The organism is Kitasatospora sp. NPDC048662 (genome assembly GCF_055587065.1).
Genome location: NZ_JBVJHA010000001.1, coordinates 506,455 through 525,874 on the forward strand (window position 1 = coordinate 506,455; position 19,420 = coordinate 525,874).

Consider the following 19,420-nt stretch of genomic DNA (forward strand, 5'->3'; position numbering starts at 1 on the left):
GCCGGACAGGCCTAGCGACGGGTCCGGGCGTAGGCGACCGGCGGGTTGCCCTCGCCGTGGTCGCGCTTGACCACCTCGAACTGGCCGTTCGCCTCCAGCAGCGGCATCAGCTTGGGGAACCCGTAGGTGCGCGGGTCGAAGTCCGGCTTGCGCTTGCGGATCTGGTTGCCGACCTCGCCGAGGTGCGCCCACCCGTCGTCCCCGGACGCCGCCTCCAGCACGCTGTGCAGCAGGCCCGCCATCGCCGCGTCCAACTGCCCGGGCTCGACCGGCTCGGCCAGCGCGACGGCGTGCGCGATCGGGGTCAGGTTCTCGGTGTAGATGAACTTGTCGCAGGCGGCGACGAACGCCCGGGGCGTCTTGCGCTCCCCGAACCCGTACACCGTCAGCCCGGACTCGCGGATCCGGGACGCCAGCCTGGTGAAGTCGCTGTCGCTGGAGACCAGGCAGAAACCGTCGAACCGGCCGGTGTACAGCAGGTCCATCGCGTCGATCACCATCGCGGCGTCGGTCGCGTTCTTGCCGGTGGTGTACGCGAACTGCTGCATCGGCTGGATCGAGTGCTCCAGCAGCTGCGCCTTCCAGCCCTTCAGCGCGGTGCCGGTCCAGTCCCCGTAGGCCCGCTTGACGTGCGCCGTCCCGTACTTGGCGACCTCCGCCAGCAGGTGCTCGACGATCGACGCCTGGGCGTTGTCGGCGTCGATCAGCACCGCCAGCTTCGCGGTGTTCTCGTTGCTCATGCGGCTCCCGTCGCAGTCGGCCAAGGCACGCGTGCCCCCGGGGCCCATCCCAGCAGACCCTTCCGACACCCGCGCCCGGAGGACCGTCAACAGTTCGGCTGACCTCGGCCGATGTCCGCCCGGCGGGCCGCCGCCGACCCTGGACACCACAAGCTACCGGCGATTAACTTGTCTGCGCCGATCAGCCGCCGAAGGGAGCGCACCGTGCGCCGCACCGTGTACAACGAGGACCACGAGGCGTTCCGGGAGACCATCCGGGACTTCATCGCGAACGAGGTCGTCCCGGTCTACGAGAGCTGGGAGGAGGCCGGCCACCCGCCGCGCGACTTCTACCGCAAGCTGGGCGAGCTCGGCGTCTACGGCATCGAGGTCCCGGAGGAGTACGGCGGCGCCGGCGAGACCGGCTTCAAGTACCAGGCCGTGATCTACGAGGAGACCGCCCGCGCGGGCGTCACCTTCGGCTCCTCCGGCGTGCACACCGGCCTGGTGCTGCCGTACCTGATGGAGTACGCGACCGAGGAGCAGAAGCGGCGCTGGCTGCCGGGCTTCGTCTCGGGCGAGATCATGACCGCGATCGCGATGACCGAGCCGGGCGCGGGCTCCGACCTGGCCGGCATCGCCACCACCGCGAAGCTGTCCGCCGACGGCACCCACTACGTGCTCAACGGCGCCAAGACGTTCATCACCGGCGGCGTGCTGGCCGACCTGGTCCTGGTGGTCTGCCGCACCGCGCCCTACGACCCGGCGGACCGCCGGGCGGGCCTGTCCATCCTGTGCGTGGACACCACCTCCGAGGGCTACTCGGTCGGCCGCAAGCTCCAGAAGATCGGCCTGCGCACCTCGGACACCGCCGAACTGGCCTTCACCGACGTCAAGGTCCCGGTGGAGAACCTGCTCGGCGAGGAGGGCAAGGCGTTCTCCTACCTGACCCACAACCTGGTGCAGGAGCGCCTGGCGATCGCGGTCGGCGCGTACGCCTCGGCGGCCGCCGCGGTGCAGTTCGCGGTGAAGTACGTCAAGGAGCGCAAGGTGTTCGGCAAGGCCGTCGCCGAGTTCCAGAACACCAAGTTCTCGCTGGCCGACTGCCAGGCCCAGGTGCTCGCCCAGCAGGCCATGGTCGACCAGGCGCTGGAGCTGTACCAGAACGGCGAGCTGACGGTGGCGGACGCCGCGGCGGCCAAGCTGTTCTGCACCGAGTCGGCCTCCGAGGTGATCGACAAGTGCCTCCAGCTGCACGGCGGTTACGGCTACATCCTGGAGTACCCGATCGCCCGCCTCTACACCGACAACCGGGTGTTCCGGATCTACGGCGGCACCAGCGAGGTCATGCGCACCATCATCGCGAAGTCGCTCGGCCTGTAAGCAGCTCGGTCTGTAAGCAGGACGCGGCGGAGGCGGGCACCCGGCCAGGTGCCCGCCTCCGCCGGCGTCCGCGGTCAGTTCGCGCTGGCGCGCCAGGCCTCCAGTCCGGCCGCCGACGCGGCCTTCGCCTGGTGCAGGGTGCGCTGCGCGAGCTCGGCGGGGTGGGACTCCAACTGCTGGAACCAGCCCCGGCCCGCGTTCGCCAGGGCGACGCAGACCAGGGCCGTGCCGGTCAGTCCGACGACGGCGCCGAGCCCGGTGAGGGCCACGCCGAGGGTGAGCATGCCGCGGTTCACCTGGAAGCCGCTGATGAATTTCTGATTGGTCGCCATAGGTCCACCATCGGGCCGCCTCCTTGGCCCCGCACGCCGAACGGACCCCGCGTTGACCCCTGCGCGTGGCCCAGCGCGCGACACCCGCCCCGAGCCCGCCTAGGGTCGGCGACGTGGGGCTCGGACGGCGAGCCCCCGGGCGCGGGGGCCGAAGGAGGAGAACGCGATGACCGAGCAGCCGGCCCGGATCGACCTGAACGCGCTGGCCGAGGAGCACGCCGCCAAGGCCGCCGCCAACCCGCACGGCCGCAGCGCCCACCTGCTGCTGCACGACGGCGTCCTGCGGCAGACCGTGATCGCGCTGCGCGCCGGCGCCTCGCTGGACGAGCACAACGCCCCGGTCGCCGCCAGCCTCCAGGTGCTGCGCGGCCGGGTCGCGCTGACCGTGGCCGGCCGGCAGCAGGACGCCTCGGCGGGCGAGCTGCACTCCATCCCGCAGGAGCGGCACGGCCTGCTCGCCCACACCGACGCGGTGGTGCTGCTCACCGCCGTCACCGCGTGACCGCCTCTCAGGACCGGCCGAGCACCTCGCCGGAGACCAGCGTCATCGCCCGCAGGTAGTCCTCGCCGCCGGGCACCCCGGCCGGGTCGATCAGCCAGTGCGCGGCCTGGCCGAGCAGCAGCGACTGGTAGAACACGCCCTTGGCGAGCTCGTCCGGGGTGTCCTCGTGCTCGGCCTTCCCCTGGAACAGCGCGGCCAGGCCGAGCCGGCCCAGCTTCTGCGCCTCGGCCAGCTGCTCGCGCAGCTTCGGCAGGCTCTCCAGCTGCCCGAGGATCTCGAACTGCACCGTCCACAGCCCCCGGTGCGTGGCGAAGCTGTCCCGCATGGCGTCCCAGGAGCGGACGAACCGCTCCTTCGGGTCGGCGATGTCCGCCGAGGAGGCCAGCGCCGTGCCGACCGCGCTGCCCCACTCCCCCATCGCCTCCACCAGCGCCTGGATCAGCAGCGCGTCCTTGGAGCCGTAGTGGTAGCCGATCGCGGCCAGGCTGACGCCCGCCCCGGTGGCGATGTCCCGGGCGGTGGTGCGCCCGTAGCCCTTCTCGTACAGGCAGTGCTTGGCGCTGGCCAGCAGGTCCTCGCGATTTCCCATGCGCCGATGCTACGGCAGTCCAAGACGCTTGTCTTGCTCGAACGTCTGGAACATTTGATTTAGACGCTTGTACTAGACAGTCGTGCAAGACGTCCGTACAGTCCTCGCCATGACCACCGACCACGGCCGCGCCGGCCGACGCGAATGGCTGGGCCTCGCCCTCCTCCTGCTGCCGACCCTCGTCCTCGCCATGGACATGGGCGTGCTGTTCTTCGCCGTCCCGTTCATCGCCACCGACCTGCGCCCCAGCGGCACCCAGCAGCTGTGGATCATGGACATGTACTCGTTCCTGCTGGCCGGGCTGCTGATCCCGATGGGCGCCCTGGGCGACCGGATCGGCCGGCGCCGGCTGCTGATCGGCGGCACCGCCGCCTTCGCCGCGGCCTCGCTGGTGGCCGCTTGGGCCGACGGGGCGAACCAACTGATCGCCGCCCGGGCCCTGCTGGGCATCGCCGGAGCGGTCTTCGGGCCCTCCACCCTGGCCCTGGTGCGCAACATGTTCCCCGACCCCAAGCAGCGGCAGGCCGCGATCGGCGCCTGGAGCGGCGTCATGATGGCCGGCGCCACCCTCGGGCCGGTGGTCGGCGGCGTGCTGCTGGAGCACTTCTGGTGGGGCTCGGCCTTCCTGATCGCCGTCCCCGTGATGCTGCTGGTGATGGCCGCCGCGCCGTTCCTGCTCCCCGAGTACCGCGCCCCGCAGCAGGGCCGCTTCGACCTGCCCGGCGCCGCCCTGTCCATCGCCACCGTGCTGCCGATCGTCCACGGCATCAAGACCCTCGCAGTGGACGGCTGGAGCCTGCGCCCGGCGCTGGTCCTCGCCGCCGGGCTGCTGATCGGCGCCGGCCTCGCGGTGCGGCTGCGCACCGCCGCCCACCCGCTGCTCGACGTCTCGCTGTTCCGGATCCGCACCTACAGCGGGGCGATCACCGTCAACACCATCGCGATGTTCGCCATGATGGGCTTCTGCCTCTTCACCTCCCAGTACCTCCAACTGGTCAAGGGCTACGGCCCGCTCGCCGCCTCGCTGTGGGCGCTGCTGCCCAGCGTCGGGGTCGGCGCGGCCGTCGGCGGCTTCGGCGCACTGGCCGGCAAGGTGCGGCCCGCGGTCCTGCTCACCAGCGGCTTCCTGGCCAGCGCCGTCGGCTTCGCCGCGATGGCCTTCGTCGCCCCCGGCTCCTCACTGGCCCTGCCGCTGGTCGCCGCCGGGATCATCGCCGCCGGCGCGGTCGGCACCGTCAGCATCACCGGCGAGATGGTGCTCTCCGCCGCCCCCGCCGAACGGGCCGGCGCCGCCGGGGCCACCTCCGAGACCGCCCAGGAACTCGGCAGCTCGCTCGGCATCGCGGTGCTCGGCGCGGCCGGCGCGGCGATCTACCGGGCCCGGATGGACGGCTCCGCCCCCGACGCCGCCCGTGACACCCTCGGCGGGGCCGTCACCACCGCCGCCCACCTGCCCGCCGACGCCGCCGAGCAGCTGCTCGGCACCGCCCGCGAGGCCTTCACCGCCGGAATGCACGTCGCCGCGGCCGTCGGGGTCCTGGTGATGCTCGGCGCCGCCCTCGCCGCCCACCTGCTGATGCGCCACCTGAGCGCCGCCGGACAGCCAGCGCCGAAGAACTCCCAGGTGGTACAGACCACATGACTCGGATCACCCGCATTTCGGCCGCTGTTTGCCGGCGGGTGTATACGTTCGCCAATAAGGCCAGGCATACTGGCCGAGTCGGGCGTTCCGCCCGGCCCAGACGTCACAGCGAGAACTTCCACGAAAGGACCGGTGGTCAGGGATGTTCCGTAACGGTCTTGAGCCCTGGCACATCGCCATCATGGTGGTGGTGCTGGTCCTGCTGTTCGGCTCGAAGAAGCTGCCCGAGATGGCCCGCGGCCTCGGCAAGTCGATGCGCATCCTGAAGGCCGAGACCAAGGCCCTGCGCGAGGACGACGCCCCCGCCGCCGCCGAGGCGCAGAACGGCACCGCCGCCTCGCAGGCCGAGCAGCCCCGCCAGGCCGTCGAGCCGACCGTCGTCACCAAGGCCACCGAGACGCCCAAGTCGACCACGGTCTGACGACCCGCCGGGCCCCCGGGCCAGGCGTCACCAGGTCTTCCGGAGCCCCCGCACCGCCCCTCGGCGGCGCGGGGGCTCCGGCGTGTCCGGCGTAGCCCGAGTGGCTGGCTGTTTTGTTCCGGTATCTCCTGGTATTCACCTGATGGCGGATCACCTGGGAGCACTGATGACGCCCGAGTCCCCGGACGAACACGAGCTCGCCGAACTGCGGGCCAAGGTCGCCTCCCTGGAGTCGCGGGAGCCGCGCCCCCGGCACCGGGTCCGGTCGTTCTTCGCCATCCTGCTGATCGTGCTGGCCGCGGTGCTCACCCCGCTGGCCGTGGTCGCCTCCTGGAGCCGGGCGCAGGTCACCGACACCAACCGGTTCGTCTCGACGATGGCCCCGCTGGCCTCCGACCCGGCCGTGCAGGGCGCGGTCGCCAACCGGGCGACGAGCGCGATCATGGACCAGCTGCCGGTCTCCGACCTGCTGAACGAGGTGGCGCCCACCGACCGGCCCGCCCTGAACGCGGCGCTCGGCAAGGTGGGTCCGGCGCTGACCGACGGACTGACCGGGTTCGTCCACACCCAGGTGCTGAACGTCGTCCAGTCGGACGCCTTCGCGGGCATCTGGGAGACCATCCTGCGCGACGCGCACGCCGCGTTCACCAAGGTGCTGACCGGGCAGGGCGGCGGCGCCGTGCAGGTCAAGGGCGACACCGTCACCCTCGACCTGGCACCGGTGATCGCCCAGGTCAAGGACCGGCTGGTGGCGAACGGGCTGGGGCTGGCGGCGAAGATCCCCGAGGTGCACACCGACTTCGTCCTGGTGCAGTCGGAGGCCGTGAAGAAGGCGCAGACCGGGCTGCGGCTGCTCGACCTGGCCGGGTTCTGGGTGCCGGTGCTGGCGGTGCTGTGCGCGGTCGGCGGCATCCTGCTGGCGGTGCACCACCGCCGGGCCACCGTCGGGGCGGCGCTCGGCATGGCCTTCGCGGCGGGGCTGCTGGGCATCGGGCTGAGCGTGTTCCGGGCGATCTACCTGGACAAGCTGCCCGCCGACGTCGACCAGGCCGCCGCGATGGCGGTCTACGACACCCTGGTGCGCTACCTGCGGGCAGCCGTCCGGATGCTGCTGGCGCTGGGCATCGTGATCGCCCTGGCGGCCTGGCTGACCGGCTCCGGGCGGCGGGCCGGCTGGGTGCGGCAGCTGTGGCAGGCCGGTCTGGGCTCCGTCCGGCGGGCCGCCGAGGGGATCGGGATGCGGCTCGGCCCGGTCGGCCGGTTCGTGCACCGGTGGAAGGCCTGGCTGGGCTGGGGCGCCGTCGTGGTGGCCGCCATCGTGCTGCTCACCTGGGGCTACCCGACGGCGGCGGTGGTGCTGTGGATCGCGGTGGTGCTGCTGGCCGCGCTGGCGGTGCTGGAGTTCCTCGACACCCCGGCCGAGGAGCCCGGGGGCACGACCGGCGCCTCCGACGGTGGGAAGGCCGCGCCGGCATGAAGGAGCTGGCCCGGATGTACCTCGCCCTGCTGGGCGGTCCGGTGCTGCTGCTGACGGCCTTCTTCACGGTGCCGCTGGACTGGTTCGGGCCGCACCACCCACTGGTCAGCTGGCTGACCTTCATCGCCCTGCTCACCCTGGTCGGGGCGGGCCTGCTGCGCGAGGCCCAGCGGCAGGTGCTGGGCCGGCCGGGGCGGCCCGTCCCGGTGATCCTGACGCTGCTGTCCGGGGCGCTGGTGGTGTTCTCCGCGGCGTACCTGGGGATGTCCAAGCAGCCGGGCGAACTGGTCGGCCTGACCACCAAGGTCGACGCGCTGTACTTCACGGTGATCACCATGGCGACCGTCGGCTACGGCGACATCCACCCGTCCGGACAGGTGGCCCGGGTCGTGGTGATGATCCAAGTGCTGTACACCGTGGTGTTCCTGACCACGGGTGTGACGGCGCTGTCCCGCCAGGTGCGGACCCGGGCCATCAGCCGGGCCCGCAACCGGGACTGAGCCCGCGCTACTGCTCGTCCCGGCCCGCCTGCGCGTGCACGGCGGAGAGCAGCGTGTTCAGGCGGCCGCTCCAGCCGTTCAGCGTGGAGTTGTCGACGGCCTTGTGCTTCCCCCCCAGGTCGCGCAGGACGCGCTGGGCGTCCTTGAGGGCGCTCTCGGCGTCGTCGGCGCGGTGGTCGTTGACGGCCTGGGTGGCCTGGTCGAGGAGAGCCGTCAGGGTGTCCTGACGGTCGCGGTCGCGGGCGAACGTGGCCTGGGCGATGTCGGCGCGCAGCTGGGCGATCTGGGCGGCCACGGTGGGCTTGGCGCTGGTGGACGGCTTGGCCGAGGTGCTGGGGCGGGCCGAGGCGCTCGCGGACGGGGAGGCGGCGGGGGAACTGCTGCTCGCGGCGGGCGGCGAACTCGAGGTGGTGGGCTGGGCCGTCGAGGTGGAGGAGTCGCCGCCCCCGCTGAGCGAGAACGCGGCGATGCCCACCACGCAGGCGAACACCCCGGCACCGACGCCCGCGTACACCAGCGGGTTGCGGCCGCGCCGGGGCGCGGGCCGCTCCTCCTCCTGGCGAACGGGCATCGGCATCGACATCGGCATCGGCATCGGCGGGAGCACCGAGGTGCGCTGCTGCTCGGTCCAGGGCTGGTGCTGCGGGGGCGGCGGCACGGTCGCGGGGGCGGGCGGCAGCACCTGGGTGGCGGCGCCGAGCAGTTCGGCGGTGCGGTCGGCGGGTGCGGCCGGGACGGCGGCGAGCAGTTCGGCGGCGGCCGCGTTGGCGTCGGCGGGGCGCTCGGCGGCGTGCTTGGCGAGCAGCCGCAGGATCGCGGCGTCCAGCGCGGGCGGCACGTCGGGGCGGACGGCGACAACCGGCACGGGGTACTCGGTGACGTGCTTGAAGGCGATCGCGACGGGGGTGTCGGCGGTGAACGGCGGTGCGCCGGTGAGCATTTCGAACAGCACGCAGCCGACCGCGTACAGGTCGGCGCGGGCATCGACCTCGCCGGCGGTGGCCTGCTCCGGGGAGAGGTAGGCGGCGGTGCCCACCACCGAGGCGGCCTGGGTGAGCTGCTGGCCGGAGGAGGAGCCGGCCCGGGCGATGCCGAAGTCCACCACCTTCACCCCGCCGTCGGTGGTGATCATGATGTTGCCGGGCTTGATGTCGCGGTGCACCAGGCCCTGGGCGTGCGCGGCGGACAGCGCGTCCAGGACGGCGGCGGCGATGCCGACGGCGCGCTCCACCGGCAGGGTGCCCTGCTCGGCGATCAGCCGGCCCAGGGTGTCGCCGTGCACCAGCTCCATCACCAGGTACGGGGAGCCCTGATCGAGGCCGGAGTCGAAGACCGTGACGATCCGCGGGTGCACCAGCAGCGCGGCCAGCCGGGCCTCGCGGGCGAACCGCTCGGCGAACCGGGGGTCGTCGGCGAGCCCGCCGTTGAGCACCTTCACCGCCACCGGGCGGCCCAACTGGTGGTCCACGGCCCGGTAGACGGTGGCCATCCCCCCGACGCCGAGTATCTCGCCGACCTCGTAGCGCCCGTTCAGCGCGCGTCCGATCATCGGATACTCCCCTCACCTCGGTCGGGCACCCGTGAACCATAGCGGGCACCTGCCCACGCCGTGCCGCGGGCGCTGCACCGGCTCCGGCCACAGGCGGCGGCACCGGCTCCGGCTAGGGGCGTTGCACCAGCAGTGCGGCGATCAGGGCGGCCAGCGCGGCGGTGAGCAGGGCGCGGGGGGTCCGAGGCGAGCCCTGCACGGCCAGCCGGGCCGCGCGCTCGGCGCGGGGTGAGGTGCGCGGGAAGCTCATCGCCAGCTCGCCTGGCGGTGCGTCAGGTCGGTCACCGGGGACTCCAGAGGTTTCGGGCGGGACGCCGGGGGTGGGCTCCGGACGGACGGTGGACCCGGGGGGAGTTCAGCCCGTCCGTCCGGAGCGGTTCCGGACGGCCACGGACCCGGGGGAGTCCATCGGGCCGACCGGAGTGTTTCCGGACGGGCGGGGCCCGGGGGAGCCAGTCACCCGTCCGGAGTGCGGTCCGGCCGGCCGGCGGGCACAGGGGAACCCGCCGGCCGTCCGGAGTCGGTGTCAGTCCTGGTCGTTGCCCCCGCCCCTGGACTGCTGGTTGGTGCCACGGCCGGGCCGCCCCGACACCGGCGCGGACGGCGACCCGGACGGACCGGCCGACGGGCGGGCGCGGCCCTCGCCGTACTTGCCGCCGTCGTTCTGGTCGCCGTTCTGGTCGCCGTCGTTCCGGTGGCCGTCGTTCCGGTCGCCGCGGGAGGTGAGCTGCGCGCAGTACCCGGTCACCTTCTCCGGGGCGCCGGCCGCCTGCAGCAGGTCGGCCAGCGCCGGATCGACGGCGGCCTCCTTCGGCTTGGCGCCGGACGAGACCCGCGCCGCGAAGCCCCGGCACAGGACGGCCAGGTCGGGCGCCTGCCCCGGATCGGCGGACGCCGGGTCCAAGGGCCGGTCGGGCGCGCCGCCCGGCCGGGTGGCGGCGCTGGAGGGCTTGGCGGTGCGGCCCGGTGCGGTACTCGTCGCGGATCCGTCGGACGCGTTCGAGGAGGACGCGGGCGCGGCGGCGGCCGACGGGGCCGGGGCGGGACCGCCCAGGACCTCGGGCAGCCGGCCCGTCCCGGCGGCGACGGCGACTCCGCCGACGGCGGTCGCGCCCAGCGCGACGGCCATGGCCTTCGCGCTGAGGGCCCGCGCGAGCGCGGTGTCCGCCATCTTTCGTCTCCGGTGCTGACTGGGGGCCGGCTGGCGACGAGCCAGCCGGAACCCGGCCATGGCCCCCTCTTCGCCGGGCGGCGGGCCGTCCTCCGCCGCCACGGTCGCCGCGGCAGCGGCGAGCAGGGCGGCGAGCTCGGGCCGCCCTGGCACGGGCTGCTGCCCGGCGGAGGGGTCCTGACCGGCCTCCGGGCCGACCGTCGCACCGCGGAGCAGCTGCTCCGCGGCGGCGCGATCGATCCGGCGGGATCGGTTGGTGCTCATCTCATATCCCTCAGCGTCGGCACCTGCGCCGGTGTCACACCCTGCGCGGAGATTTTTTTCCCGGCCGCCCACCGGGGTATCCCGGCGGCCGCTCCCCCGGTCTGGTCAAGAGTCCTGGCGAGCCGCCGCAGCCCCCGGTGCGCGGCCATCCGGACGCTGCCGGCCCGCTTGCCCAGCACCTTCGCGGCGCTCTCCGCGTCCAGCCCGAGCACCACCCGCAGCAGCACCGCCTCGGCCTGGTCGGGCGGCAGCGAGGCGATCAGCGCGAGCGCGTCGGAGGTGGCGACGGTGGCCATCGCCTGGCCCGCGGTGTCCTCGGCGGCGGCCAGTTCGGCCAGGTACTCCACCGGTAGGTCGGCGACCGGTCGGCGGCGCACCCGGCGCAGGTGGTCCATGGCCCGGTTGCGGGCGACGGTCGCGGCCCAGCCGCGGAAACCGTCCGCGTCACCGCGGAAACCCGGCAGGTCACGGGCGATCTGCAGCCACGCCTCGGACGCGATGTCCTCGGCGTCCTCGGCCTTGCCGCCGACCAGGACCCGCAGGTAGCGCAGCAGTCCGGGCTGGACGGCCCGGAACAGGACCCGGAACGCCTCCTCGTCGCCGTCCTGGGCGGCCCGGACGGCGGTGGCGAGATCCGCCCGCCGGCCCGCCAAGTGGTCCGGCACGTCGGGACGGCCGCGCCGGTCGCCGTCGCCCGCCCCGTGGTGTTCAGCACTGTGCACCCGCCACATGATGCGCCATCCGGGTGCCCCGCCCCACCGGCGGGGCGCGGCACGGGCGGTGACGGAGCGGTGGCTGCCCGGTGTGGGGCAAGGGCCTGTCCGGGCGCCGCCCGGTGTGCGCGCGGTGCAGGCAGACGGGCCGTCAGCTTCGGGACCAAGGACCCGCGCCGGGCCGACCTTCGTCCCGTCGGGTGCTGTCGTTCGCCTGCGGATTCCCCCCGATCTCCCGCCATACCGTGCAAAGAGGGACATTCCGTCCCGATCCGGAGCGCGGCGGCCGCCCGCCCGCTCCGCTGCACGAGTCATCGAACCGGGAGACGCCATGAGCACCGCCCAGGAGCTGTACACGACGGGAATCCGCGAGCACTTCGCGCCCGCCCTGCGCGCCCTGGGCCTGGTGGGCTGGCGCCACTCGTTCTCGCTGCCGGACGACGACCGGTGGGCGGTGCTCGGCGTGCAGGCGGTGCACGCCGACGGGCGGGTGCGTTACACCGTCAACCTCTCCGTCACCGACAAGGCCGTCTGGGACCGGCGGAGCATCCGTCCCTGCGCCAACACCCCCACCGGGCTGGAACGCTGGCGCGCCCCGATCGGCGAGGTGATGCCGGTCGGCGGCGAGGTCTGGTGGGAGGTCGCGCCCGGCCCGCGCTGGCTGGTCGCCGTCGAGGACTCGGTGGCCGCCGTCCGCGGCTACGCGCTGCCCGAGCTGCGCCGCCGGCTGCGCTCCGACGACCGCGGGCCCTACCTGCCGCAGGCCGCCCTCGACGGCGTCAACAGCGCCCTCGCGATCGCCGGCGTCGCCCGCATCCAGCGCGCCGAACTCGCCGACGGCGTCCTGGAGTTGCACGGCGCGTGGAGCCGCCACGACCCGGCCGCCCGGCAGGTCCTGGCCGGCGCCGCCCGCGGCTTCCTGTCCGCCCGCGACCGGCGCTTCGGGCTGGTCCGGGCGCTCGACACGCTCGACCGCCCACTGTGGGAGTTCCCGTCCGGGAACCACGGCGAAGCGGACTGAGTCTCTTCCAGTACCGGCACGCGCCGGTACTTCACATCCGGGGGGAAGCACATGACGGGGACCGCCACCACGTCCGCGACGGCACTGTCGCACGAGCAGCGGCAGCTCGACTGGGACGGCTGCCTGAACGTCCGCGACCTGGGCGGCCTGCCCACCCGCGACGGCCGGCGCACCCGCACCGGCGCGATCGTCCGCGCCGACAACCTCGACCGGCTCACCGCCGAGGGCCAGAACGCCCTGCTCGGCTACGGCGTGCGCACGGTGATCGACCTGCGCGACCCCGTCGAGTACCGGCCGCTGCTGCCCACGCCCGCCACCCTCGACCTGGTCCGCGTCCCGCTGGACGCGCTGGCCGGCCCCGGCTGGTGGGCCCGCTTCGGCGCCCTCGACGGCACCCCGCTGTCCTTCCGCCCCTACCTCGACCACTGCCGGGACGCCGTCGCCCAGCTGGTCACCGCCGTCGCGCACGCCCAGGGCGGCGGCATCGTGGTGCACTGCGGCGCCGGCCGCGACCGCACCGGCCTGGCCGCGCTGGTCCTGCTCGCCCTCGCCGGGGTCGAACCCGCCGCGATCGCCGAGGACTACCTGCTGTCCGCCGCCAACCTGCGGCCGCTGTGGACCATCCTCGACCGCCCCGACGAGGAGGCCGGCATCGCCCGCGTCCTCGCCGACGCCGGCACCACCGCCGAGGGCGCCCTGCACGCGGTGCTCACCGAGTTCGACGCCGCGCAGTGGCTGCCCGCCGCCGAGGTCGCCGCCGTCCGGACCCGGCTCCTCGACGCGAGCTGACGCTCCGTTAAATGGTTCGCGCTCTCCCCGGGCGCGAACCATACTGCGCCGCATGGTGGACTTCGCCCTGTTCGACACCCGCGGCTACCCGACCGTCGATGTCCGCACCGGCTACGCCGGGTGGGTCGACAGCTACGAACGGACGGTTCAGGACGCGATGGACCTCGACGTCCTGGCCCGGCTCGCCGTCCCCGCCTGGTCCGAGGCCGCCACCGCCGCCGACCTCGGCTGCGGCACCGGCCGCACCGGCGCCTGGCTGCGCGAGCGCGGCGTCGGCGCGATCGACGGCGTCGACCTCACCCCCGAGATGCTCGCCCGCGCCCGCACCCGCGGCGCCCACCGCACCCTCACCGAGGCCGACCTCGCCGCCACCGGACTCCCCACCGCCGCGTACGACTTGGCGGCCTGCTCCCTGGTCGACGAGCACCTCGCCGACCTCGGCCCCCTCTACCGCGAGGCCCATCGCCTGGTCCGCCCGGGTGGCCTGTTCGTCCTGGTCGGCCTCCACCCCGCCTTCATCATGTCCGCCGGCATGCCCACCCACTACGACGGCCCCGACGGCCCCATCGCCATCACCACCCACGTCCACCTGGTCAGCGACCACCTCACCGCGGGCCTCGCCGCGGGCTGGCAGCTCGCCGAGATGCGCGAACAGACCGTCGGCGACGAGTGGATCGCCCTCAAGCCCAAGTGGTCCCGCCACCGGGGCCAACCGGTCTCGGCCGCGTACGTCTGGCGCAAGGCCTGAAGGCGAGCGGGCGAGTACGAAGACAGGGGCGCGTGGGGGGCCTCCCGGCCCGCCAGGGCTGGGGGAGAACTGCGCGAAGGGGAACGCGCGCAACCGCAGGGTCGCGGCACGGGACACCGACTCGCCCGTGCTCGCGACCTCACGGACATGGTGTGCGTTTGTCGCGCAGTCCCCTCAGAAACCGGAGTTCGGCGCCGTCACCACCCGCGTCCGCCCGTCCGCCCTCGCAGCCAGCCCTGCTTCCAGTCGCAGCGCGCGGGCCGGCCCGAGCAGGGCCATCGCCTCGGGGACGCTCGCCCACCGGTAGGCGTCGAGCTCGCCGGCCGGCAGCACGATCGGCGTGTCGGCCGGGAGGACGCCGAGGTCGAAGAGGAAGTGGCAAGCGGGGTGGCCGAGTTCGCCACTGGGATGGGTCCAGGCGACGGCCAGCAGGTCGCCCGCCTCGCGGCGCAGCCCGGTCTCCTCGAAGAGCTCGCGGGTGGCGCACTGCTGCGCGTTCTCCCCGAGGTCGACGGTGCCGCCGACGAACTGCCAGGCGTCCCGGTAGCCGGCCTTGACGATCAGGACCCGCCCGTCGGGGTCGGTGATCAGGCAGCCCGCGGCGGCGTACACGCGGTGCAGGGAGGCGAGCCAGTCCTCACGGGTGGCGAATTCGGGGGCGTCGGCCATGTCACTCCTTCGGCGGGGTGGGGGCGTGCGGCCCCACTCTCCCACCCCCGTCGAATGCGGTGCGCCGGTGCCGGACGGCTCAGTGCTCGGAGTGCCGTTCCGCCCCGCGGTGCCGGTGCCCGGGCAGTTCGGTGTGGGCGGCGGGCCCGTCGGCCGGGCCCGCCATCGCGGGCGTCCGGCGCCCGCCGTGGCTGAACGCGACGTCGCCCAGGTAGCCGCCGGTCTCGGCGGCGCGCGTGGTGTCGGTGTGCAGTTGCGGTGCGAGGGGTGCCGGGTTCGCCGCCATGGTGCGGTGCTCCAGCACCTGCTGGCTGCCCTTGCGGAGCCTGGTCATTCTGTCGGTCGGTCGCTTGGTCATCACCGGCCTCCCTTCATCGGCCTTCGCTGGCCCGATATGCCCATTATCGGCCCGTATCCTGTGCGACGCCTCGAACTCCCTTTACCGAAAGGCCAGCTCAGGCGTCTCGCAGTGTGGGACCATGCCCCGTGGCCACGGTGATACAAGCCGACGAATCCCAGGAACAGCGCACCGCACACCCCGCCCCGCGCGGTGGGCAGACGGACCGGGTCCGGCACCCGGCCGCCCTGATCCGCCTGGTCTCCGGGCTGTGCTGGATCGCCCTGGTGCTGCTGCTGGCGGGCTACGCCCAATCCGCCGCGCTCGGCCTGGACACCGACGTCTCCCGGATCACCGACCAGGTGCCCTGGCCGCCCGTCCAGCTCGCGGCCGCACTGTGCGGCGGCGCCCTGCTGCTGGTGCCGCTGGGCTACGCGGTCGACCGCCTGCTGCACGCCGACGGCCGCCGGGTCGCCGACGGCGTTCTCGCCGCCGTCCTCGCGTACGGCCTCTCGCTCACCCTGGACCTGCTGGCCGGCGACCTCACCACGCTCACCCACCCACTGTCCGGCGGCGACGGCCGCACCGCACCGGTGTACGGGCACCTCGCGCCGGTGGTGGCGTTCATGACCGCGATCGGCACCGCCGGCATGCGCCGCTGGCGCACCGCGCTGGCCGTCACCCTGACCATGTCCGGCCTGTCCGGGCTGATCACCGGGTACGCCACCCCGCTGTCCCTGGTGCTGTCGCTGCTGCTCGGCTGGACCGCCGCGCACGCCACCCGGTACGCCGTCGGCGAGCCGGTCGGCACCCCCACCGAGGACCAGATCGGCGCCGCACTGGCCGCCTGCGGGGTACGCCCCGACGCGGTGCTCGCCATCGGACCGACCCGCTACCTGGTCACCCAGCGCGACGGCCGCCCCGAGCTGGACGTCCACCTGCTCGACCGGCACGTCCAGGCCAGCGGACTGCTCGGCCACCTGTGGCTGGCCCTGCGCCTGCGCACCGCCCCCCGCCCGCTCGGCCTGCGCCCGCTGCGCGCCGGACTCGAACACCAGACCCTGCTCGGCCACGCCGCGTCCGCCGCCGGCGCCCGCACCCGCACGCCCGTCGCCGCCGTCGAGCTGAGCCCCGACGCCGCGCTGGTCGCCTACCGGCGGATCGACGCCCGGCCGTTCGCCGAACTGTTCACCGAGTACGCCCCGGCACCGGACCAGTCCGGCGACGAGCCCGCCGACAACACCCCCACCGATGCCGAACTCCGCGACGCCTGGCAGCAGTTGGCCCTGCTGCAACGCCGCCGGATCGCGCACCGCTCGCTCTCCCCGCACACCGTGCTGCTGGACGCCGAAGGCCGGGTCCACCTGGTCGGCCTGGCCCGCGGCGAGATCGCGGCCGGCGACCTGCTGCTGCGTCTGGACGTCGCCGGAATGCTCGCCGTCCTCGCCGTGCACGCCGGACCGGAACGGGCGGTGCGGGCCGCGATCGACGTACTCGGCCGAGGACCGGTCGGCAGCGCACTGCCACTCCTCCAGCCGATCGCCCTGGCCCGCCACACCCGCGCCGCGCTCGCCCGGCACAAGCAGCTGACCGGCGAACTGCGCGCCGAGGTGCAGCGCCAGATGCCGCAGGCCGCCACCGAACCCGTCCGGCTGGAACGGCTGCGCCCGCGCACGCTGCTCAGCATCGTCGCCGGGATCGCGGTCGGGTACGCGCTGCTGAACTTCCTGTTCAACACCGACGTCAACCCGGTCACGCTGGTCGCCGACTCCGACCCGCTGTGGCTGACCGGCGCGGCGCTCTGGGCCGCGGCCAGCTACCCCGTCGCGAGCTTCGCGTTCAGCGGCTTCGTCCCCGAGAAACTGTCGTTCCGCTCCACCCTCGCCGCCCAGGTCGCCGGGGCCTTCGTCAAGGTGGCCGCCCCCGGCGGCGTCGGCGGCCTCGCCCTGAACACCCGCTACCTGCAGTGCGCGGGCATCCCCACCGCGCAGGCGATGTCCAGCATCGGCGTCAGCCAACTGTTCGGCCTGGTGCTGCACATGCTGCAGCTCGCCGTGTTCAGCGCCCTGGTCGGCGCGGACACCACGTCCGGCGACGACTCCCCGTCACTGGCCAGTGGCTGGGTGCTGTGGCTGGCCGGGGTCGCCGCCGCGGTCGTCGCGGTGTCGATCGCCGCGGTGCCTTCGCTGCGGCGGCGCGCCCAGACCCTGCTGCGGCCGCTGCGCGCCGAGGTGCTGCCGCGCCTGCTCGACCTGGCCCAGCGGCCCGGCAGGCTCGCCACCGGCGTGGCCGGCCAGCTGCTGGTGTCGATGTGCTTCGTGGTCTGCCTGTACTGCTGCACCCGCGCGGTCGGCCAGCACCCGGGGTTCAACGCCGTCGCGGTGAGCTTCCTGGCCGGCAACGCGGCCGGCAACGTGGTGCCGACGCCGGGCGGTGTGGGCGGAGTGGAGGGCCTGACCGCGGGCATGCTCAACGCGACCGCCGGCACGAACTACGGCACCGCGCTCGCCGCGGTGGTGCTGTACCGGCTGCTCACCTTCGTCCTGCCGGTGCTGCCGGGCTGGGTCGCCTTCACCTGGCTGAAGCGCCGCCGGGCGATCTGACCCCCGCACCGGGTCACTCGCCCCGGTGGTCCTCGTCCCCCACCGCGACCTCCCGGACCTGATCCACCGCATCCCCCTCGTCGGCCGGCGCCGCCCCCAGCTCGCGCTGGCGCCGCAGCACCTCCAGATCGTCCACCTCCGGCTCCACCGCCTCCCGCTCCGCGTCCCCCGCCTCCATCACGGTCGGGGTCGGCTCGTCGTCGTCCTCGGGGTACTCGGGGTTCTCGGGGTTCTCCGCATTCAGGCGCATACCACCAGTATCCGGCGCAACCCCCCGGAACCGTCATCTTTGGAACGGCCGATCCGCCATCCGGGCCCGCGCGCGCCCGGCGCGGGTAGGGTCGGGGGTGCGCTCGTACGGTGGGGTGGGGCCCGTGTGGTGGAGGGTGGTCGGGATGCTGGTGGCAGAGGTGGCCGGGGCGTCGGCGCGGCTGGCGGGGACGGCGGCGCGGTCGGAGAAGGTGGGGGTGCTGGCGGAGCTGTTCGGGCGGGTCTCGGCCGAGGAGGCGCCGCTGGTGGTGGCGTACCTGGCGGGGCGGTTGCCGCAGCGGAAGGTCGGGGTGGGCTGGCAGACCCTGCGGGAGCGTCCCGCGCCGGCCGCCGAAGCGACTCTCGGGGTGCTGGAACTTGACCGCCGGCTGTCCGCCCTCGCGGCCCTCGCCGGTCCCGGCTCGCAGCGCGAACGGCGGCGGCAGGTGGACGAGTTGATGGCGCTGGCCACCGAGCAGGAGCAGCACTTCCTGTTCGGGCTGCTCTCCGGCGAGCTGCGTCAGGGCGCGCTGGACGCGGTGGCGGTGGAGGGCCTGGCGGCAGCCGTCGGCGCACCGGCCGGAGCGGTCCGCCGGGCGCTCATGCTGTCGGGCGAACTCGGGCCGCTGGCAGGCAGGTTGATCGAGCAGGGCCCGGCCGCACTGGACGCCTTCCGGCTGACCGTCGAACGCCCGGTGCAGCCGATGCTGGCGCAGAGCGCCAAGGACGTGGACGAGGCCCTGGACCGGCTCGGCCCGTGCGCGGTGGAGGAGAAGCTGGACGGGATCCGCATCCAGGCGCACCGCGCGGGCGACACCGTCCGCATCTACACCCGGACGCTCGCCGAGATCACCGCCCGGCTTCCCGAAGTCGTCGCTCTGGTACGGGAGTTGCCGCAGGATCGGCTCATCCTGGACGGCGAGGTGCTGGCCCTGGACGAGGAGGGGCTGCCGCGGCCGTTCCAGCAGACCTCCGGCCGGGTCGGCTCGCACGGCGAGCACACCGAACTTCCGTTGTCCGCCGTCTTCTTCGACCTGCTGCTGACCGGCGACCGGGATCTGCTGGACGCCCCCGCCGCCGAACGCCACGCCGAACTCGCCGCGCTGGTACCGGAGTCCGCCCGGGTCCGGCACCTCAGGGTGGACGACCCGTCCGATCCCGAACAGCGGCGGCTGGCCCAGGAGTTCACCCGCGCCGCGACCGCCGAGCACCGGCACGAGGGGGTGGTGGTGAAGTCGCTGGACGCACCGTACAGCGCGGGGCGGCGCGGTTCGTCCTGGCTGAAGGTGAAGCCCGTCCACACCCTCGACCTGGTGGTCCTGGCCGCCGAGTGGGGCCACGGGCGGCGCACCGGCCGGCTGTCCAACCTGCACCTGGGGGCCCGGCGGCCGGACGGCACGTTCGCGATGCTCGGCAAGACCTTCAAGGGCCTCACCGACAGCCTGCTGGAGTGGCAGACGCAGCGGCTGCGCGACCTGGCGGTCAGCGAGGAGCGCTGGGGCGTGGTGGTGCGGCCCGAGCTGGTGGTGGAGATCGCCTTCGACGGGGTCCAGCGCTCCAGCCGCTACCCGGACGGGGTGACGCTGCGCTTCGCCCGGGTGCTGCGCTACCGGGAGGACAAGAGCGCCGCCGAGGCGGACACGGTGGAGTCGGTGGCGGCGCTGCTTCCCTGACGCCCGCTCAGCCCGTATCGGCCGACACCCGGCGTTAATGCCCCATCATCGCTCTTGCAAAAGAGTTGC

At 74.0% G+C, this 19,420-nt stretch carries 21 protein-coding genes; 11 read left to right on the forward strand and 10 right to left on the reverse strand.

From position 1 onward, the window contains the following. Nucleotides 1-11: 11 nt before the first annotated feature. Nucleotides 12-740, reverse strand: coding sequence for an NYN domain-containing protein (locus tag ACZ6R9_RS02385; protein ID WP_465535959.1), 729 nt, complete (start codon nucleotides 738-740; stop codon nucleotides 12-14). Nucleotides 741-944: 204 nt separating this feature from the next. Here ACZ6R9_RS02385 and ACZ6R9_RS02390 point away from each other — a divergent pair, with 204 nt between their 5' ends. After that, nucleotides 945-2,102, forward strand: coding sequence for an acyl-CoA dehydrogenase family protein (locus ACZ6R9_RS02390; RefSeq protein ID WP_380488878.1), 1,158 nt, complete (start codon nucleotides 945-947; stop codon nucleotides 2,100-2,102). Between the two features lie 74 nt (nucleotides 2,103-2,176). Here the strand turns inward: ACZ6R9_RS02390 and ACZ6R9_RS02395 are convergent, their stop codons facing one another. After that, nucleotides 2,177-2,434, reverse strand: a complete 258-nt coding sequence (locus tag ACZ6R9_RS02395; protein ID WP_380488879.1) for a hypothetical protein — start codon at nucleotides 2,432-2,434, stop codon at nucleotides 2,177-2,179. A 166-nt stretch (nucleotides 2,435-2,600) separates the two neighbouring features. Here ACZ6R9_RS02395 and ACZ6R9_RS02400 point away from each other — a divergent pair, with 166 nt between their 5' ends. Beyond that, the gene (locus ACZ6R9_RS02400) at nucleotides 2,601-2,936 is read left to right on the forward strand and encodes a cupin domain-containing protein (RefSeq protein WP_465535962.1); all 336 of its coding nucleotides are present in this window, start codon (nucleotides 2,601-2,603) and stop codon (nucleotides 2,934-2,936) included. 7 nt (nucleotides 2,937-2,943) lie between these two features. On the opposite strand, the gene ACZ6R9_RS02405 is transcribed toward ACZ6R9_RS02400, so the two are convergent. Next, nucleotides 2,944-3,525 carry a TetR/AcrR family transcriptional regulator gene (locus ACZ6R9_RS02405; protein WP_380488882.1) on the reverse strand — a complete coding sequence of 194 codons (582 nt, stop codon included), beginning with the start codon at nucleotides 3,523-3,525 and terminating at the stop codon, nucleotides 2,944-2,946. Nucleotides 3,526-3,634: 109 nt separating this feature from the next. On the opposite strand from ACZ6R9_RS02405, the gene ACZ6R9_RS02410 reads away from it, so the two are divergent. The 4 genes from ACZ6R9_RS02410 to ACZ6R9_RS02425 all read left to right on the forward strand — a co-directional run bounded on the left by ACZ6R9_RS02410 (nucleotide 3,635) and on the right by ACZ6R9_RS02425 (nucleotide 7,565). Continuing rightward, complete coding sequence (locus ACZ6R9_RS02410) at nucleotides 3,635-5,167, forward strand: MFS transporter (RefSeq protein WP_465535964.1); 1,533 nt, start codon at nucleotides 3,635-3,637, stop codon at nucleotides 5,165-5,167. A gap of 142 nt (nucleotides 5,168-5,309) precedes the next feature. Then, nucleotides 5,310-5,588 carry a Sec-independent protein translocase subunit TatA gene (gene tatA / locus ACZ6R9_RS02415; RefSeq protein ID WP_380488885.1) on the forward strand — a complete coding sequence of 93 codons (279 nt, stop codon included), beginning with the start codon at nucleotides 5,310-5,312 and terminating at the stop codon, nucleotides 5,586-5,588. A gap of 166 nt (nucleotides 5,589-5,754) precedes the next feature. Then, nucleotides 5,755-7,065: a hypothetical protein gene (locus tag ACZ6R9_RS02420; protein WP_465535966.1), complete on the forward strand. Its 1,311-nt coding sequence runs from the start codon at nucleotides 5,755-5,757 to the stop codon at nucleotides 7,063-7,065. Further along, on the forward strand, nucleotides 7,062-7,565 hold the full coding sequence (locus ACZ6R9_RS02425) for a potassium channel family protein (protein ID WP_465535968.1): 504 nt from the start codon (nucleotides 7,062-7,064) through the stop codon (nucleotides 7,563-7,565). Before ACZ6R9_RS02420 ends, ACZ6R9_RS02425 begins: the two co-directional genes overlap by 4 nt. 7 nt (nucleotides 7,566-7,572) lie before the next feature. Here the strand turns inward: ACZ6R9_RS02425 and ACZ6R9_RS02430 are convergent, their stop codons facing one another. The 4 genes from ACZ6R9_RS02430 to ACZ6R9_RS02445 all read right to left on the reverse strand — a co-directional run bounded on the left by ACZ6R9_RS02430 (nucleotide 7,573) and on the right by ACZ6R9_RS02445 (nucleotide 11,280). Further along, nucleotides 7,573-9,114 carry a protein kinase domain-containing protein gene (locus ACZ6R9_RS02430; protein ID WP_465535970.1) on the reverse strand — a complete coding sequence of 514 codons (1,542 nt, stop codon included), beginning with the start codon at nucleotides 9,112-9,114 and terminating at the stop codon, nucleotides 7,573-7,575. Nucleotides 9,115-9,226: 112 nt separating this feature from the next. Continuing rightward, nucleotides 9,227-9,364 (reverse strand): hypothetical protein, encoded by a 138-nt coding sequence (locus tag ACZ6R9_RS02435; protein WP_380488340.1) that lies wholly within the window; start codon nucleotides 9,362-9,364, stop codon nucleotides 9,227-9,229. A gap of 276 nt (nucleotides 9,365-9,640) precedes the next feature. Beyond that, a complete protein-coding gene (locus ACZ6R9_RS02440) occupies nucleotides 9,641-10,549 on the reverse strand; it encodes a hypothetical protein (protein WP_465535972.1) in 909 nt (302 codons plus the stop codon). Next, nucleotides 10,546-11,280 (reverse strand): RNA polymerase sigma factor, encoded by a 735-nt coding sequence (locus ACZ6R9_RS02445; protein ID WP_465535974.1) that lies wholly within the window; start codon nucleotides 11,278-11,280, stop codon nucleotides 10,546-10,548. The genes ACZ6R9_RS02440 and ACZ6R9_RS02445 overlap by 4 nt, the downstream gene beginning before the upstream one ends. 313 nt (nucleotides 11,281-11,593) lie before the next feature. Here ACZ6R9_RS02445 and ACZ6R9_RS02450 point away from each other — a divergent pair, with 313 nt between their 5' ends. The 3 genes from ACZ6R9_RS02450 to ACZ6R9_RS02460 are packed head-to-tail and all read left to right on the forward strand — an operon-like array spanning nucleotide 11,594 to nucleotide 13,820. Then, complete coding sequence (locus ACZ6R9_RS02450; protein ID WP_465535976.1) at nucleotides 11,594-12,283, forward strand: hypothetical protein; 690 nt, start codon at nucleotides 11,594-11,596, stop codon at nucleotides 12,281-12,283. 51 nt (nucleotides 12,284-12,334) lie between these two features. Then, a complete protein-coding gene (locus ACZ6R9_RS02455) occupies nucleotides 12,335-13,072 on the forward strand; it encodes a tyrosine-protein phosphatase (protein WP_380488344.1) in 738 nt (245 codons plus the stop codon). Nucleotides 13,073-13,124: 52 nt separating this feature from the next. Next, a complete protein-coding gene (locus ACZ6R9_RS02460; protein ID WP_465535979.1) occupies nucleotides 13,125-13,820 on the forward strand; it encodes a class I SAM-dependent DNA methyltransferase in 696 nt (231 codons plus the stop codon). A gap of 174 nt (nucleotides 13,821-13,994) precedes the next feature. Here the strand turns inward: ACZ6R9_RS02460 and ACZ6R9_RS02465 are convergent, their stop codons facing one another. Both ACZ6R9_RS02465 and ACZ6R9_RS02470 read right to left on the reverse strand, forming a co-directional pair. Then, on the reverse strand, nucleotides 13,995-14,489 hold the full coding sequence (locus ACZ6R9_RS02465) for an NUDIX domain-containing protein (RefSeq protein ID WP_465535981.1): 495 nt from the start codon (nucleotides 14,487-14,489) through the stop codon (nucleotides 13,995-13,997). Between the two features lie 79 nt (nucleotides 14,490-14,568). After that, the gene (locus ACZ6R9_RS02470; RefSeq protein ID WP_380488347.1) at nucleotides 14,569-14,847 is read right to left on the reverse strand and encodes a hypothetical protein; all 279 of its coding nucleotides are present in this window, start codon (nucleotides 14,845-14,847) and stop codon (nucleotides 14,569-14,571) included. A gap of 128 nt (nucleotides 14,848-14,975) precedes the next feature. On the opposite strand from ACZ6R9_RS02470, the gene ACZ6R9_RS02475 reads away from it, so the two are divergent. After that, on the forward strand, nucleotides 14,976-17,429 hold the full coding sequence (locus ACZ6R9_RS02475) for a lysylphosphatidylglycerol synthase transmembrane domain-containing protein (RefSeq protein ID WP_380488348.1): 2,454 nt from the start codon (nucleotides 14,976-14,978) through the stop codon (nucleotides 17,427-17,429). Between the two features lie 13 nt (nucleotides 17,430-17,442). On the opposite strand, the gene ACZ6R9_RS02480 is transcribed toward ACZ6R9_RS02475, so the two are convergent. Further along, nucleotides 17,443-17,679, reverse strand: coding sequence for a hypothetical protein (locus tag ACZ6R9_RS02480; protein ID WP_380488349.1), 237 nt, complete (start codon nucleotides 17,677-17,679; stop codon nucleotides 17,443-17,445). Nucleotides 17,680-17,824: 145 nt separating this feature from the next. Between ACZ6R9_RS02480 and ACZ6R9_RS02485 the strand changes: the two genes are divergently transcribed. Further along, entirely contained in the window at nucleotides 17,825-19,351 is a 1,527-nt protein-coding gene (locus ACZ6R9_RS02485) for an ATP-dependent DNA ligase (RefSeq protein WP_380488350.1), read from the forward strand. The last annotated feature ends 69 nt before the right edge of the window (nucleotides 19,352-19,420 follow it).

What these genes read in the sequence shown, in the direction of transcription:
- ACZ6R9_RS02385 (WP_465535959.1), bottom strand. Translation starts at nt 740, where the DNA reads ATGAGCAACGAGAACACCGCGAAGCTGGCGGTGCTGATCGACGCCGAC.
- ACZ6R9_RS02445 (WP_465535974.1), bottom strand. Translation starts at nt 11,280, where the DNA reads ATGTGGCGGGTGCACAGTGCTGAACACCACGGGGCGGGCGACGGCGAC.
- ACZ6R9_RS02430 (WP_465535970.1), bottom strand. Translation starts at nt 9,114, where the DNA reads ATGATCGGACGCGCGCTGAACGGGCGCTACGAGGTCGGCGAGATACTC.
- ACZ6R9_RS02400 (WP_465535962.1), top strand. Translation starts at nt 2,601, where the DNA reads ATGACCGAGCAGCCGGCCCGGATCGACCTGAACGCGCTGGCCGAGGAG.
- ACZ6R9_RS02410 (WP_465535964.1), top strand. Translation starts at nt 3,635, where the DNA reads ATGACCACCGACCACGGCCGCGCCGGCCGACGCGAATGGCTGGGCCTC.
- ACZ6R9_RS02450 (WP_465535976.1), top strand. Translation starts at nt 11,594, where the DNA reads ATGAGCACCGCCCAGGAGCTGTACACGACGGGAATCCGCGAGCACTTC.
- ACZ6R9_RS02420 (WP_465535966.1), top strand. Translation starts at nt 5,755, where the DNA reads ATGACGCCCGAGTCCCCGGACGAACACGAGCTCGCCGAACTGCGGGCC.
- ACZ6R9_RS02395 (WP_380488879.1), bottom strand. Translation starts at nt 2,434, where the DNA reads ATGGCGACCAATCAGAAATTCATCAGCGGCTTCCAGGTGAACCGCGGC.
- tatA (WP_380488885.1), top strand. Translation starts at nt 5,310, where the DNA reads ATGTTCCGTAACGGTCTTGAGCCCTGGCACATCGCCATCATGGTGGTG.
- ACZ6R9_RS02470 (WP_380488347.1), bottom strand. Translation starts at nt 14,847, where the DNA reads ATGACCAAGCGACCGACCGACAGAATGACCAGGCTCCGCAAGGGCAGC.
- ACZ6R9_RS02425 (WP_465535968.1), top strand. Translation starts at nt 7,062, where the DNA reads ATGAAGGAGCTGGCCCGGATGTACCTCGCCCTGCTGGGCGGTCCGGTG.
- ACZ6R9_RS02480 (WP_380488349.1), bottom strand. Translation starts at nt 17,679, where the DNA reads ATGCGCCTGAATGCGGAGAACCCCGAGAACCCCGAGTACCCCGAGGAC.
- ACZ6R9_RS02435 (WP_380488340.1), bottom strand. Translation starts at nt 9,364, where the DNA reads ATGAGCTTCCCGCGCACCTCACCCCGCGCCGAGCGCGCGGCCCGGCTG.
- ACZ6R9_RS02440 (WP_465535972.1), bottom strand. Translation starts at nt 10,549, where the DNA reads ATGAGCACCAACCGATCCCGCCGGATCGATCGCGCCGCCGCGGAGCAG.
- ACZ6R9_RS02455 (WP_380488344.1), top strand. Translation starts at nt 12,335, where the DNA reads ATGACGGGGACCGCCACCACGTCCGCGACGGCACTGTCGCACGAGCAG.
- ACZ6R9_RS02485 (WP_380488350.1), top strand. Translation starts at nt 17,825, where the DNA reads ATGCTGGTGGCAGAGGTGGCCGGGGCGTCGGCGCGGCTGGCGGGGACG.
- ACZ6R9_RS02465 (WP_465535981.1), bottom strand. Translation starts at nt 14,489, where the DNA reads ATGGCCGACGCCCCCGAATTCGCCACCCGTGAGGACTGGCTCGCCTCC.
- ACZ6R9_RS02405 (WP_380488882.1), bottom strand. Translation starts at nt 3,525, where the DNA reads ATGGGAAATCGCGAGGACCTGCTGGCCAGCGCCAAGCACTGCCTGTAC.
- ACZ6R9_RS02460 (WP_465535979.1), top strand. Translation starts at nt 13,125, where the DNA reads ATGGTGGACTTCGCCCTGTTCGACACCCGCGGCTACCCGACCGTCGAT.